Below are 14,799 nucleotides of genomic sequence, written 5' to 3'. Positions count from 1 at the left end.
AAACGCGAGGAATTCGATGAGTGAGATTTCTGCGAAGTACGACCAGGAACGGCTAACCAAGGTTGCCAGCATTTTAGTAACCCAAGCCCGACCTGCCGATACCAGTTCCCCTTATTTTGCGATTGCAAGTAAGTATAATCTGCAAATTGATTTTCGCCCTTTTATTCAGATTCAGGGCGTTTCTTACAAAGATTTCCGAAAGCAAAAGATCAATATTCTCGACCATACGGCCATTATTTTTACCAGCCGTAATGCCGTCGATCACTTTTTCCGGATTTGTCAGGAAGCCCGGCTGGAAATGCCCGCCGACATGAAGTACTTCTGCGTCACCGAACAAACGGCCAACTACCTGCAGAAATACATCGTGATCCGGAAGCGGAAAATATTCACCGGCAACAAAACGGCCGCCGACCTGTTCGATCTGATCCGGAAACACAAGAACGAGAAGTTCCTGTTTCCCTGCTCGAACATCCGGGGCAACGACATTCCGGACTTCATGGATACCAGCGGGCTGCACCTGGCCGAAGCGGTGATGTACGAAACCGTACCGGCCGATTTGTCAGACCTGGACATCAACTCGTTTGATATTATTGCTTTTTTCAGTCCGTCGGGCGTCAATTCGCTGCTGCATAATTTTCCGGATTTTAAGCAAAACGGGATTCGGATGGCCGCTTTTGGACCTACCACGGCACGGGCTGTTACCGAAGCGGGCTTTATTCTGGACATCGAAGCGCCTTTGCCGAATGCCCCGTCGATGGCCGGTGCGCTCGAGCTTTTCATGAAGAAAGCCAATAGCCACTAACAGACAGGGAGGTAGAATCTGCCATTGCGCGGATGGAAGGAGAGGAGACATGAATTTCAGTGACTCATGCCCATCGTTCCATGCGCGCAATTGCGGTTTAAAACAGTCTCTTTTTTATACCAATATTTTTGGAAAATCTCCGTTTAATAGGTAACATGCCACTAAAGCATGGTTTACTTCTGAACAGATTTAGGAACGAGTCGTTTACCGTTCGGGAGTGTCTAAATTCATTGGTGATTGTTCTGAGATTATATGAATCGTAAGTTCTACGCTGTCCTGTTGATACTGGGCTACCTAATGGGAATTTCGGGTGTTGAAGCACAAAATCAGGACCCGCAGTTTAGCTTTTACATGTTTAACCCGGTTTACTACAACCCGGCTGCCGTAGGCTCGGAGGGCGTAGCCCGGTTTCAGTTGGTGCACCGGACCCAGTATATGGGGTATCAGAGCAATTTTGACGACGGTGGTTCGTTCAATACCCAGTTGTTTTCGTTCAACATGCCGTTGTCTAAAATCCGGAGTGGGGTAGGGTTATACGCCCTCAATGAAAACGTCGGTCCGCAGGGTTTTCAAAAAGTTCAGCTGGCGTATGCGTTTCGGCTGCCGCTGAAAAAAGGAACGCTTTCGTTTGGGGCCGAAGGTGGGTTGCACAACTATTCGATCAACTACGACTGGTTCCGGCCCAACGATCCCGAAGATCCCCTGATTCAGAACGGGCGCGTTAACCATATGCAGCCGGATTTCGGAGCGGGTGTTTATTACAATACCGATGCCTACTACGTTGGCGCCAGCATGAAACACCTGACGCAGCCGGATTTCAAACTCAGTTCCGAAACGAATCTGAATGCACTCTACCGGACGGCCTACCTAACGGCGGGGTACCGGTATGGCTGGAATGAACTCATCGATATTATGCCGTCGGCAATTTATAAATTCAACACGAACGGGACTTTTTCGTCGCTGGAACTCAACGTAATGGGAATGTATGACAAGCGACATTGGGTGAGTCTCGGATATCGGCAGGGCGATGCGTTTACCGCCACGGCGGGCGTTAGCCTGCTGCGGAACAATGCGCTGCGCTTTGGCTATGCCTTTGATTTTGTGGTTGGCAACCGCGCGGCCAAAAGCCCGACGTCTCACGAAGTCCTTTTGTCTTATTCGCTTCCCGAACCTCGCTCAGGGCGCAAACCGATCATTCGAACCCCCCGATTCCGCTATTGAAAAAACCGCTACGAAAGCTACTATCGTTTATCCGATCCGGCCATTACTAACATTGGCGTAATTATTGTTAGGCTGTTTGGAGCCAAACTAATAATTTTGAAAAATTCAGTAAGCTGGATGATATGACTGATCGTATGTTCGTTTGCACTTTTTCTGAATAATAAATGCATTCAATCAATTCAAATGTACGTATACAATAAATTGCTTTATTTTCGTTCTAAGACTGGTTTGCACGCGAAACAGATTTTAACGTATCATACAACTATGAGTATTAAGTGGTTTACCGGCAACGCAGCCCGAGGGGTGATGGTGGTGGCAACGATTCTGCTGATGCAGGGTTGCGGGTTTATCAAATCAAAATTTGGCGGTGGCGGAGGAAAGGGCCAGGACGTTGGGGTGACCAACGGGGAAATTACCGCCAACGGCCGGAAAGGCTGGAAACAAACGACTCCATTCGGCATGGTGCTGGTTCCATCAGGTTCGTTTATGATGGGACAGGCCGACGAAGATCTGGCGGCCAGCCAGGCCAACATGAACCGGCGGGTAACGATCAGTTCATTCTACATGGATGATACGGAAATTACCAACCACGAATACCGCCAGTTTGTCAATGCGCTGCTGACGGATTCGGTCTCGGTGTTGGGCGAAGAAGAAATCATGACCAAGTATTATCCGGATACGACCGTCTGGAAAAATGACTTCACCTACCACAACGGCGACCCGATGCTGGAGTACTACTTCTCGCACCCGGCTTTTGATACGTATCCGGTGGTGGGCGTAAGCTGGAAGGCGGCTCAGTACTTCTGTAACTGGCGGACGAATCTTTACAACGATTACCGCACGAAAGAAGGTCAATTTGTTTCGCCCCGCTACCGGCTGCCATCCGAAGCCGAATGGGAATGGGCGGCTCGCGGGGGGCACAACTCCGCGAAATACCCCTGGGGTGGCCCGTACGTTGCCAACGGCAAAGGCTGTTACCTGGCCAACTTCAAACCGCAGCGGGGTAATTTTGATGCCGATGGATACCCATACACAGCCCCTGCCAACGCCTACAACCCCAACGATTACGGTCTGTACAACATGGCTGGTAACGTGGCCGAGTGGACCCGCGATGCTTACGCCGAAAATGCATCGGCCATCGTTTGGGATATGAACCCGGACAACCAGAATGCGGATGAACCCAAGAAAGTGGTGCGGGGTGGTTCCTGGAAAGATATCGCTTACTACCTGGAAACGGGAACGCGGTATTATGAGGACGAAAACACCAAACGGTCGTACATCGGCTTCCGGTGTGTAATGGACAACCTTCAGGGAAGAACCGCTTCCAGAGGAGCCCGTCGTTAAGCTGAAATTCCACTCTTTTAGTTGAGTCTTCTCTCTAACACAATAAAAGTTAATTTTTCTTCAATATCATGGCAAGTAACGGTTCTAGCGTTTTTTTTGATAAGGTTCTTCCGACTGTATATAGCGCCGGAGCAGCTGTCGTTGTTCTCGGAGCTTTAGGTAAAATTCAGCATTACGATTGGGGTGGACCGATGCTGACCATCGGTTTGTCGGTGGAAGCCGCCATTTTCGCCCTCTTTGCCTTACAGACCTTCTTCCAGCCTTCCCAGGCGGAACCGGACTGGACCCGGGTTTACCCGGAATTAGCGGATGATTACAAAGGCGAACTTCCCAAACGGGGACCGGCTTTGCAAAGCAACGGTTTGACCGCCAACATGGATAAAATGCTGGCTGATGCCAAGGTTTCTCCGGAAATTTTCGAGAAACTGGGAACCGGCCTCCGGAGCTTTACGGATACGGTTGGTAAAATGCGCGATGTTTCGGATGCAACGGTTGCCACGAGCGAATACGCCCAGAACGTGCGTCAGGCTTCCAGTTCAATCAATGAGATGAACAAATCGTACGGTGTAGCCGTAACGTCGATGAATGCGATGGCCGACGCAACGCAGGATGCTAAAGAATACCGCACGCAATTCCAGAAGATTACCCAAAGCATGGGCGCCCTGAATGCCGTCTATGAACTGGAGTTGCAGGATACCAACAAGCACCTGAAAGCCATGAACGCTTTCTACAGCAACCTAACGAGCGCCATGGAAAACATGTCGGAAGCTAGCCGGGATACGCAGCAATTCAAAAACGAATTGTCGAAACTGACCAACAACCTGTCTTCCCTCAATAACGTATACGGCAGTATGTTGACTGCGATGCGGGGCAACGGCGCGAAATAATCTTCAACTTTAAAAGAGCTTACACTACCATACACAAATGGCAGGAGGAAAAGAAACACCCCGGCAGAAAATGATCGGGATGATGTATCTGGTATTGACCGCTATGCTGGCCTTGCAGGTCAGCTCGGCATTGCTGGAAAAATTTATTCTGCTGAACAATAGTTTGGAAACATCTACGGGTTCAGCGAATCGAATCAATCAGTCTACGCTTGATAATATTAAAGCCACCGTTGACAAATCAGGAAATCGGGCCACTGACCTGGCTATTGTAAAGCAGGCGCAGGAAGTGCGTGAACTGACGTCCGGTATGGTGAATGAACTGGATGCGCTGAAAGAACAGATTGTGACGGAAGCAGGCGGTGGTCTTGACGAGCAGGGTAACATCAAAACCCCGAATGAAGAGACCAAAGTAGGTGCCATAATGGTTGGCAATAACAAGAACGGAAAAGCGTATGAATTGCAGACTAAGCTGAACCAGTATACGCAGCAACTGCAAAAGTACAATCCGAACGCCAAGTTTACTCCGCTGGCCGTCGATGCCAAAGATGATCCGATTGCCAGCCGCTCGAAAGAACAACGCAACAAGGATTTTGCCGAGTTGAACTTTGAGCAAACCCCGGTTCCGGCCGCTCTGGCGGTTTTGAGCCAGCGCCAGTCCGATATTCGGCGGATGGAAGGTGAAGTACTGGATTTTCTGGCGAGCAAAGTAGGTGCGCAGGACATCAAGTTTGACAAAATTCTGGCGATGGTCAGTATGGAGTCGAAAGTGGTCGTTGCCGGTACGAAATTCAAAGGACAGATGTTCCTGGCGGCTTCGTCGAGCGGAATTACGCCCCGGATGAGCCTGAACGGTGGTGCCGTACGCGTTGATAATGGCGTTGGTAACATCGAGTTTACGGCGCAGGGTGGTACCTATGACAAAAATGGTCTGGCCAAGCGCGCTCTGACCGGTTCGATCAGCTACCAAGCTCCGGACGGAATGAAAACCGTGAATTTCAACCAGGAATATTTCGTTGCCAAGCCCTCCTACGAAATTGAAACGGCTTCGATGCCGCCTTTGTATCTCGGCTGTGCGAACAAACTGAGCATTCAAAGCCCGCAATTGGGCGCCTTGTGGAATCCGACATTCTCGGCAAACGGGGCTGCGGTGGTAACCAGTGGTGAGCGGGGAAAAATTACGGTTATTCCAAATTCGGCGCAGGTTAGCCTGAACGTAAACAACGGCGGTAGTTTATTGGGAACAAACCAGTTCAAAGTAAACCGGGTACCCCGCCCAACTCTGAGGTTATTGGTTGGTGGTGTAGAATACGACGAGCGTCGTGGCGCTACTATTTCCAGTGCCCGTACGATCCAAGTTCAGGCAGTTCCCGACGAAAGTTTCAAGAACTTTATGCCGGATGATGCAAAGTTCCGCGTAAAAGGCTTAACAGTGTCACTTGCGCAGGGTAGCCGTCGAATTGCCGGCCCGATCTCATTAGGTCCAAATGGGGGCAGCGTCGGTAATTTGGCCTCAGAAGCCCAGCCGGGAATGCGTTACGTGATTGAAGTAGAGGGCGTTCAGCGTCAGAATTTCCGTGGGGAAATCAGTGATGTTCCTGTAATTCAAAGATTTTTTCCAGTTAACTTGAATTAACAGTACGAGAACTGATAGTCAATTCGTTATTGTGGAGAACAAGAGAAGCAAAAAGCACAAGGTCATGAAACAGGCGGGAAGTGTAGCAGTAGCTGCGGTATTGGCAGTACTGGCAGGCGGGGTGGCACAAGCGCAGGAAAAGGATAACGCCAAAGCAAATCCTTTATCGGTTCGGGAAATCAGCGACGGCGATATCATGATGAAGAAAACATTATGGCGTCGGGTCGATCTGAACGAAAAGCAGAACCAGCCCATGTTTTCCAAGAACAATCAGATCACCAAATACCTGATTGATGCCGTGAAAGCAGGCGTGTTGGTGGCTTATCCGAACGATTCGGTGGCTACCCCAATGGAGGTTGGCAAATTCGCTGAGAAGCTGGCTGTTCCCGATCAGGCTTCTGCGTTAACGGCAGAGGAAAAAGCGGCCGGTTTTGGTGATGAGGCCAAGACGACCGATAGTTGGGGAGATGCGCCCAAAGATAAAAAAGCCGCTGCAAAACCGGCTGATGACGGTTGGGGAACGCCTTCAAAAGCGGCCAAAGCGCAGCCCGCCGACGATGGTTGGGGAACACCCGCACCCAAGAAAAAGGCAACCGCCAAAAACACCAAAGGCAAAAAAGGCGCAAAACCGGCTCCGGTAGTGCCGGAAGTCCCGAAGGTTGACTCTTCGGCAATGGCGAAAGCAACCGCGTCGCCGTTTAACAGTGCCAACGAGCGGTTTGCGGACGAATACAGCGTTCTGGACATCAAGGAAGACTGGATTTTCGACCGGAAGCGTTCTCGTTTGTACTACGACGTTCAAACGGTAGGGATCATCATTCCGGCGGATAAAACCCAGTCAGGACTGGAGCAGCCGGTGGCGTATTTCAAATACAAAGACCTCGATAAGCTGTTCCGCAGCGATCCGAAGAAATTTATCTGGTATAACTTCCAGAACCAGGCTCAACACAAAAACCTGGCGGATGCTTTCGACCTGCGGTTATTCTGGGGACGGATTTATAAAGTGTCCAACCCGAAAGATCGTGATTTGATCGGCCAGTACGGCAGTGAGCGGGAAGGGTTGATGAAATCCTACCAGATCGAGCAGCAATTGATGGAACAGGAACACGGTTTGTGGGAATACTAACCCATCCGTGTTGCATAACAAAAAAGGGAAGCTTTCGGCTTCCCTTTTTTGTTAGCGGTTTTCGTGTCACTGATTGATCGTTGCAAAATACTCTCTGATCTTCAGCGCTTTGTCGTTTCCAACGACCGAGGCAACATCCTCAATTGGCGCTTCCCGGATTTTCTTCACGCCTTTAAAGTATTTCAGCAGTTTGGCGGCTGTTTTTTTACCAATTCCCTCGATGTTTTCCAACTCACTGATGAGGCTGTTCCGGCTGCGTTTGTCGCGGTGGTACGTAATCGCGAACCGGTGCGCTTCATCGCGGATGCGCTGGATCAGTTTCAGCGATTCGGACTTCTTGTCGATGTACAACGGCAAACTGTCTTCCGGGAAGTAGATTTCCTCCAGCCGTTTGGCAATGCCGATGATGGGCACCTGGCCGTATAAATTCAGCTCTTTTAATGCTTCACAGGCGGCACTCAACTGGCCTTTTCCGCCGTCAATCACGATCAGGTCCGGCAACCCGGTTTGTTCGTCCAGCACGCGGGTGTAGCGCCGGGTAACCACTTCGTGCATGGAGGCAAAATCATTGGGGCCAATGACGGTTTTAATGGAAAAATGGCGGTAGTTTTTGGGCGACGGTTTTCCGTCGATGAAGCAAACCATAGCCGAAACCGGATTGGTGCCCTGGATGTTGGAGTTATCGAAACATTCGATGCGGTTGGGCAGGGTTTTTAACTGCAAATCCTGTTTCAGCCGAATCAACACCCGGTCTTTCCGGTTGGCGCTGCCAGTTGCTTCAATGGCCGCGCGCTCGGCTCGTTCGCGCCGGAAATACAGCACATTTTTCAGCGACATATCGAGCAGCTTCTTTTTATCGCCAATTTGCGGAACTGTAATATCGGCTTTCAGATCGGCTTCCAGCGGGATGTTGGTAATGATCTCTTTCGCTTCGCTGCCGTACATCGTCCGAAATTCGACAATCAGCATCGTCAGTAAATCACTGTCGGTTTCGTCCAGTTTCTTTTTGATTTCCACCGTATTCGTCTGGGTAATTGTGCCGTTCACCACCTTCATGAAGTTGATGTAAGCCGCCGATTCATCCGACGCAATCGTGAATACATCCGCGTCCAGAATTTTCGGATTGACCACGGTCGATTTGCTTTGAAAATTATGCAATACCCCCAGTTTTTCCTTGTAGTGCTGCGCCTGCTCAAACGCCAGTTGATTCGCCGATTCAACCATCCGTTCCTTGAAATAGTGCTGAGCCGGGCTAATGTTGCCCTTCAGAATGGAATGAACCTGATCGATATCCTTCAAATACTCGTCTTCACCAACCAGCCCTTCGCAGGGACCTTTGCAGTTTCCGATGTGGTATTCCAGGCAAACTTTGAATTTTTTGGCTTCAATGTTCTCCGGCGACAGATTGAGGTTGCAGGTACGCAGCGTAAAAATCTGGCTAAACATCTCCAGCAGGGCGTACATCGGCCTTAATTGAGCGTACGGTCCGTAAAACGTGCCCATTTTGCGATCAATCCGCCGGGTTGTCTGCACACGCGGAAAATGCTCGTTGGTCACGCAGATAAACGGATACGTTTTGTCGTCCCGAAGCAGGATGTTGTAACGCGGCTGAAACCGCTTGATCAACTGGTTTTCCAGCAGCAGGGCATCGAATTCGGTGTGTACAATCGTAAATTCAATCTTACGAATCTGACTGACCAGCCGCTGCGTTTTGCGGTCGTGCTGGTTCGATTTGACAAAATAGCTGCTGACCCGGTTTTTTAAATCCTTGGCTTTTCCTACGTAAATCACCTCGCCCGAGGCATCGAAATACCGGTAAACCCCCGGTTCGTGCGGCACTTTCGCTAATTCTTTTTTATAGTCAAACTCGGCCATAATTCTGGATGGGAACGCGATTGAACGGAGTTAAGAGAATGACACGGAAAAATCAATTCTGGTCTTTTTAACCTGCTCAATCCGTGCTTTTACTAAACAAGCGGATTACCTGAAAAGTTGTCTGGCTAACGGCTTCGTAGGCCGACGCCAGGGCGGTTTGGAGCGATTGGGGTTTATCCAGTACGGAGAAGGCGGCTGTCAGTCCCAATGCGATCAAATCCGCCGGTTTTGCTTCCAGGGTTCCGCAGAGGGCCACGGTCGGTATGGCGGCTGCGCGGGCTTGCTGCGCAATGCCGAAGATAAGTTTGCCTTGCAAAGTCTGGTGATCCAGTTTGCCCTCACCGGTCAGCACGAGGTCCGTTCCGTTGAGCTGGTCCAAAAACCGGGTTTGCTCCATCACAACCTTGACGCCTTCTTTTAAGGTCGCGTTCAGGAAGAACAATGCGCCGGCGCCCATTCCTCCGGCGGCTCCGGCACCCGGCACCTCCGCCAGATCAATTCCGAACTGATCGTGAATCAGGCCAGCCAGGTGGCGCAATCCCTGATCCAGTTTTTCAACATCGGCGGCAGAAGCGCCTTTCTGCGGGCCGTAAATAGCCGCGGCTCCGTTGGGGCCGTACAGCGGATTGGTAACGTCACAAGCCACCTCGACCACCAGGTTCAAGGCGTCGGCGGGGGGAATAATCCGGCGAATCTGGCCCAGGTTTCCGCCGGATGGTTGCATCACTTCACCTTGATCGTTTAAAAACCGCCAGCCCAGCGCGGCTGCCATCCCGGTTCCGCCGTCGTTGGTTGCACTGCCGCCAATTCCCAGCACAAGGTGGGTCATTCCCCGGTCAATTGCATCGCGAATCAATTGGCCGGTGCCGAATGTATGGGCTTTTAGGGGATTGTATTCGTCGGAATGCAACAGGCGAAGCCCCGATGCCTGCGACATTTCGATGAAAGCCGTCTGATGGTCGGCCGAAAAACCGTAAGAAGCCTGAACCGTACGCCCGAGTGGATCAAGAACCGGGATGCTCACCCACCTACCGCCCGTTGCCAGCGTCAGCACTTCCGCCGTTCCCTCACCACCGTCGGCCATCGGAAGGGCCACGATGTCAGCTTCGGGATACGCCAGCCGAATGCCCTCCGTCATGGCGTCGCACACCTCACGGGCGGTCAGCGAACCTTTGAATTTATCGGGAGCCAGCAGGATTTTCATGAAAGAGCGTAAAGAGCACCTTGCGTCGAGTCATCAATTCAGAATCTCTTCTTCTTCCGATTCCACCACCTTGGGCGGGATGTAACGCTGGCTGGAGTCGATGGCGTAACCGCCACAATCCAGCGATAAATTAAAGCCATCCGGTTTTCGGAACGGGACCTTGGGGTAGGGGCGTTTCAGCGTGGGATCGGCATACACCTTCTGCATGTACATACCCCAGGCGGGCATGGCCACGCGCGCACCCTGCCCCAGTGCCATATCGCGGAAGTGAATGCTGCGGTCGTCACCACCCACCCACAGTCCCGAAACCAGGTTCTGCGTCATGCCCATAAACCAGCCGTCGGAGTAGCTGGAGGTGGTTCCGGTTTTGGCTGCAATTTCGTTCCCGCCTTCCAGGAGTTTATACTGCGTCCGGAGCCGCTGCGAGGTTCCGTCGGGATCTTCCACCGCCCCACGCATCAGATACAACATCTGGTACGCCGTATTGGCGTTGATCACCAGTTTGTTTTCGGCAAAAAAGCTGGTCAGCACATTGCCGTTTTTGTCTTCAATGCGCAAAACCGTCAGCGGTTTTACCCGGTATCCGGCATTGGCAAAGGTGCAATAGGCCGCCACCATCTCGAACACCGATACATCGCTGGTGCCCAGACACAAGGTGGGATTTTCGGCCAGTTTGCTTTCGATACCGAGCTTGTGCGCATACTCAACGACGGAAGCCGATTTGGCCTGCTTGATCAATTGGGCACTCACCGAGTTGATCGAACGGCCCAGCGCCTGCCGCAGCGACAGTTGCTGGTAGCTCCATTTTCCGTTGGAGTTGTGCGGTACCCAGGCGCTGGGCCCGTTGTGATCTTCATACGGCTCAAAACGGACGGGCTGGTCGGTGATGCGGTCGCAGGGCGTCAGAAAATTTTTGTCGATCGCGGCCAGATACAGGAACGGTTTAAAGGTCGAACCCGGCTGGCGCTTGCCCTGTTTTACGTGGTCGAATTTGAAATACTTGAAGTTAATGCCCCCCACCCAGGCTTTGACGTGACCATTGCGCGGGTCCATCGACATAAAACCGACGTTCAAAAACCGCTTGTAATACTTAATGGAATCCAGCGGACTCATCACCGTATCTTTCTCATTCCGGCGTCCTCCGTAGACGAAAACCTTCATTTTTACCGGTTTCCGCATTTCGGCCCAGATGGCTTTTTCATCGTCGCCGTATTCCTTTTTCAAGGCGATGTACCGCGGGGTGCGTTTGGCTACATTCTCAATATAGCCGGGCATTTCGCGCCACTTCCCGCCTTTGTCCTTATACGTCCACGGATTGCGGCCCCGCCAGTGTTCGTAGAACTTCCGCTGCTGTTCGCGCATGTGTTCGTAAACCGATTCTTCCGCAGCTTTCTGAAGCCGGGAATCAATGGTGGTGATGATGCGTAACCCGCTGGTATTCAGATCTTTTTCGTCGTCCGGATTCGCTTCGTTGTAGTCATCCAGCCACTTCTGAATGTCGTCTTTGATAACCGAACGAAAGTAGGCCGCCCGACCGGTATTGTGGTTTTCGATGTTGAAATCGAGTTTGATCGGTTTTTGCTTATACACCGCAAACTGGTCGTCGGTCAGAAAACCGTATTTCCGCATTTGCGACAGCACGACATTCCGGCGAACCAGCGAACGGTCCTCGTACAGCCGGGGATTGAACCGCGACGGATTTTGCAGCATCCCGACCAGCAAAGCCGCTTCTTCTACGTTCAGCTGCCAGGGCTCTTTGTTGAAATAGGTTTTGGCGGCCGTTTTAATTCCGAAAGTGTTGTTCCCGAACGAAACCGTGTTCAGGTACATCATCAGGATTTCCTGCTTGGTATAATTCCGCTCCAGCCGGACGGACAGAATCCATTCCTTGGTTTTATCAATGAGAACCCGCAGATAAGGAATGCTGCCAAACACGCCCCGGTATTTCTCGGTGCGGGTTTCGAACAGGTTTTTGGCGACCTGCTGGGTGAGCGTACTGCCCCCGCCCGAACTGCTTCGACCGGTCAGAACCCCGCTGATGGCGCGGAAGATACTGCGGGCGTCGATGCCGGAATGCTTCACAAACCGGGCGTCTTCGGTGGCCAGCAGGGCCGAGATGACATTGGGCGAAACCTGGGAGATCTCAACCGGCGTCCGGTTTTCGATGTAATATTTACTGAGCAAAACGCCGTCTTCCGAATAGATTTCCGACGCCTGGTAGCTTTGCGGGTTTTCGAGGGCTTTCAGACTGGGCATGCCACCAAACAGCCACAAAAAGTTGAAACTAACCGCAACGATATACAGAATCAGCAGGAGAACACCGGCCAGGGTCAACTTCCAGAGTCTTGCAATCAGGCGTCGATACAAACCCGGTTGGAACTCGAACATACAAAAATCAGGGATTTAAACTTACACTGGTTAACGCTTCGGCGTTTGCCAAAAGTACACATTTTAACCCAAAACGCTACTTTCGTTTGGCCGTGGGTTGCTCGGCCGCCACCTGCATTTCTTTTACTTTTGGCAGCAGGGAACTGGTGGGATAATCGCGCACAAATTCGACCAGCGCCTGCCGGTACGGATCGACGCCCCGCACTTTGCCAATCAGCATAACGCGCAGCACGGCCAGTTTGTCTTCGATCAGGCTGCCGGTCAGCGACCCCAGGGCGGCTTCGGCCCGGCTCAGGGCTTCGGTCAGGTTGTTGGCCTGGTACAAGCCGTAGATTTCAGTGTAAATTCGCTGGGCTTCGCTTTCGCCCGAGGCTGTGTGCGCCGTAGTGGAGCCGGTTTTTCCAACCTGGCGGGCGTAGGACGAGGTCGGAAATTCGGCCAGCAGCTTTTCTTTCCAGCCCGAAGTCCGGTTTAACTGATCATTGGAAATCATCAGCAAATAATAGACCTCCGGTTTTACGACCGTGTTCGGATAGCGGGTCAGCAGGGTTTCGAAGGTCGGGATGGCCTGAGTTGGCTGATTGAACTGAAACTTATACAATTTACCCAGGCGGTAATAAGCTTCTTCCAGCCGCTGGTTCGATTGTTTCAGGGCGTCCGGGCTGAACGGAATGGTAGCATACAGCGCGTCTTTCTGCGCCTTTCGCTCTTCGGCCGATAAGGTAACGGGTGCTGCCGCGTCGGGACTGTTGCCTGCAATGGCCGTACCGATCTGAACATTCGATTCATTGGCGAGGGCCTGGGCCGACGATTCTTTCTGGCTTCGGCGCCAGTTGTCTTCGAGCTGGCGGTTTCCCCATTTCTGGCTAAACTCCGCCCGGGCCTGGGTCATCATGAGGGGATTGTAGAGCACCCAGCGCTGGTCGGCCGGAATGTCCGACTGCGTGGCCGGACGGTTAGCGGCCTGAGCGGCCAGGGCCTGCGCTTGAACCATCAACTCCTGTTCCTGTTTTAATTTGCGGTCGATGGCTTCGTTGAGCTGACGGTCGAGAGCCGCCGGATTCAGCTGCGCCAGCTTTTGCAGGCTGTCTTCTTTTTGAATGGCCTGCTGATGCAGCACAAATTCATCCAGGAAGACTTTCCGGTCCGCCAAGGCTTTGTAATCGGCCGATTGCTGGGGCAGAAGGGCCAGGGCGCTATCGTAATACGCTTTGGCGGTCGGGAAATTCTGCAATTTTTCGAAATACAGCTTTCCCATCTCCATATACGTATACGGAATCTGGGTGGTGTTGGTGGTGGTTTCCTGAATGGATTTCTTCCAGTATTCGATGGCTTTGGGATAGCGCTCGCTGCGGGCTTCCAGCAACCCCATCGTATAGTAGATTTTATCCCGCAGGTCGTTGTTCTTCCGGTCGTTCAGCATGCGGCTGAATCGTTCGTTACTGGTTCGCCCACCCTGAATGGAATAGATAGTCGCGTAGAATGATTGTTCGTAATTCGGACGGTTTCGCAGCACCTGCTGGTAGTGCGCGATGGCCTGATCCGGTTTTCCGACCAGGTCATACATCTGTCCGGCAATCAGGTGCAGCCGCGCGGTGGCTTCCCCTTTTTTCAGAAATGGAAAAGTGGCATCCAGCAAAGCCGCCGAAACCGCGTATTCCTGACGTCTCTGGTGCAAGTGGGCTTTGGTCAGGTAATAATCCCGCGTATTGATCTTGTTGAGCGGTTGAGCGCGGAGGTATTCCGCCACATTCAGGCCGTTGGTGTAATCGCCGGTTTCGACGTAGGTGCGCATGAGACCGATCAGGGCTTCGTGCTTTTCGTCTTCGCTTTCGCCCTTCGTATTGACGTATTTGAAAACTTCCATCGCGTTGCCGTAATCCTGCCGGTAGAGCCGGGCCGTACCCAGCAGGATGTAACTGTTGTCGAGCCACTTGCTGTTCTGATGGCGTTCGGCCACCAGCGACGCTTTTTTGATGGCATCGTCGAGTTGCGCCTTGACGGGTTCCAGCTTGGTGGAATCGAGCGGCAACAGAATCGGCAGCGGCTGGTTATAATTTTCCTGGTACGTCCGGAGCCGGTACCGTTCCACTTCCCGGATGCGGTCGCGGGCGATGAGGTACGCGTTGTAGCGGGCGTTCAGGTTATGATAGGCGACCGGTAATTTTTTCTGGCTGTATTGCGAACACCCACTGAGCCCGATCGTTAGGACAACCCACGGCAAGCAGGCCCGAAACCAGGTGGAAACCGCAGTTGGAAAGAAAGATCGGTTAGAAAACCCGCTTTGCATGGAAAATGATCAGATTCTTGGTAACCGGC

Annotated in this window: 10 protein-coding genes; 6 read left to right on the top strand and 4 right to left on the bottom strand. The window is 52.1% G+C overall.

Annotated elements, in window-relative coordinates; genetic code table 11:
• The first annotated feature begins 16 nt into the window (after nucleotides 1-16).
• The 6 genes from ACYVHX_RS00735 to porN all read left to right on the top strand — a co-directional run bounded on the left by ACYVHX_RS00735 (nucleotide 17) and on the right by porN (nucleotide 7,013).
• Nucleotides 17-802, top strand: coding sequence for a uroporphyrinogen-III synthase (locus ACYVHX_RS00735; protein ID WP_460669677.1), 786 nt, complete (start codon nucleotides 17-19; stop codon nucleotides 800-802).
• Between the two features lie 252 nt (nucleotides 803-1,054).
• Nucleotides 1,055-2,023, top strand: a complete 969-nt coding sequence (locus ACYVHX_RS00730) for a PorP/SprF family type IX secretion system membrane protein (protein ID WP_460669676.1) — start codon at nucleotides 1,055-1,057, stop codon at nucleotides 2,021-2,023.
• A 264-nt stretch (nucleotides 2,024-2,287) separates the two neighbouring features.
• Nucleotides 2,288-3,367, top strand: coding sequence for a T9SS ring complex lipoprotein PorK/GldK (gene porK, locus ACYVHX_RS00725; RefSeq protein ID WP_460669675.1), 1,080 nt, complete (start codon nucleotides 2,288-2,290; stop codon nucleotides 3,365-3,367).
• Between the two features lie 68 nt (nucleotides 3,368-3,435).
• Nucleotides 3,436-4,254, top strand: coding sequence for a type IX secretion system motor protein PorL/GldL (gene porL / locus ACYVHX_RS00720; protein ID WP_460669674.1), 819 nt, complete (start codon nucleotides 3,436-3,438; stop codon nucleotides 4,252-4,254).
• 37 nt (nucleotides 4,255-4,291) lie between these two features.
• Nucleotides 4,292-5,887, top strand: a complete 1,596-nt coding sequence (gene porM / locus ACYVHX_RS00715) for a type IX secretion system motor protein PorM/GldM (protein ID WP_460669673.1) — start codon at nucleotides 4,292-4,294, stop codon at nucleotides 5,885-5,887.
• 64 nt (nucleotides 5,888-5,951) lie between these two features.
• Nucleotides 5,952-7,013, top strand: a complete 1,062-nt coding sequence (porN, locus tag ACYVHX_RS00710) for a type IX secretion system ring subunit PorN/GldN (protein WP_460669672.1) — start codon at nucleotides 5,952-5,954, stop codon at nucleotides 7,011-7,013.
• 66 nt (nucleotides 7,014-7,079) lie between these two features.
• On the opposite strand, the gene uvrC is transcribed toward porN, so the two are convergent.
• The 4 genes from uvrC to porW all read right to left on the bottom strand — a co-directional run bounded on the left by uvrC (nucleotide 7,080) and on the right by porW (nucleotide 14,704).
• Nucleotides 7,080-8,888 carry an excinuclease ABC subunit UvrC gene (uvrC, locus tag ACYVHX_RS00705; protein ID WP_460669671.1) on the bottom strand — a complete coding sequence of 603 codons (1,809 nt, stop codon included), beginning with the start codon at nucleotides 8,886-8,888 and terminating at the stop codon, nucleotides 7,080-7,082.
• Nucleotides 8,889-8,964: 76 nt separating this feature from the next.
• Nucleotides 8,965-10,092 (bottom strand): glycerate kinase, encoded by a 1,128-nt coding sequence (locus ACYVHX_RS00700; RefSeq protein ID WP_460669670.1) that lies wholly within the window; start codon nucleotides 10,090-10,092, stop codon nucleotides 8,965-8,967.
• Nucleotides 10,093-10,125: 33 nt separating this feature from the next.
• Nucleotides 10,126-12,480: a penicillin-binding protein 1A gene (locus ACYVHX_RS00695; protein WP_460669669.1), complete on the bottom strand. Its 2,355-nt coding sequence runs from the start codon at nucleotides 12,478-12,480 to the stop codon at nucleotides 10,126-10,128.
• Between the two features lie 76 nt (nucleotides 12,481-12,556).
• Complete coding sequence (porW, locus tag ACYVHX_RS00690; protein WP_460669668.1) at nucleotides 12,557-14,704, bottom strand: type IX secretion system periplasmic lipoprotein PorW/SprE; 2,148 nt, start codon at nucleotides 14,702-14,704, stop codon at nucleotides 12,557-12,559.
• Nucleotides 14,705-14,799 lie beyond the last annotated feature (95 nt).

It is taken from the genome of Larkinella ripae (genome assembly GCF_054780775.1).
This window is presented reverse-complemented; position numbering and strand designations above follow the sequence as displayed.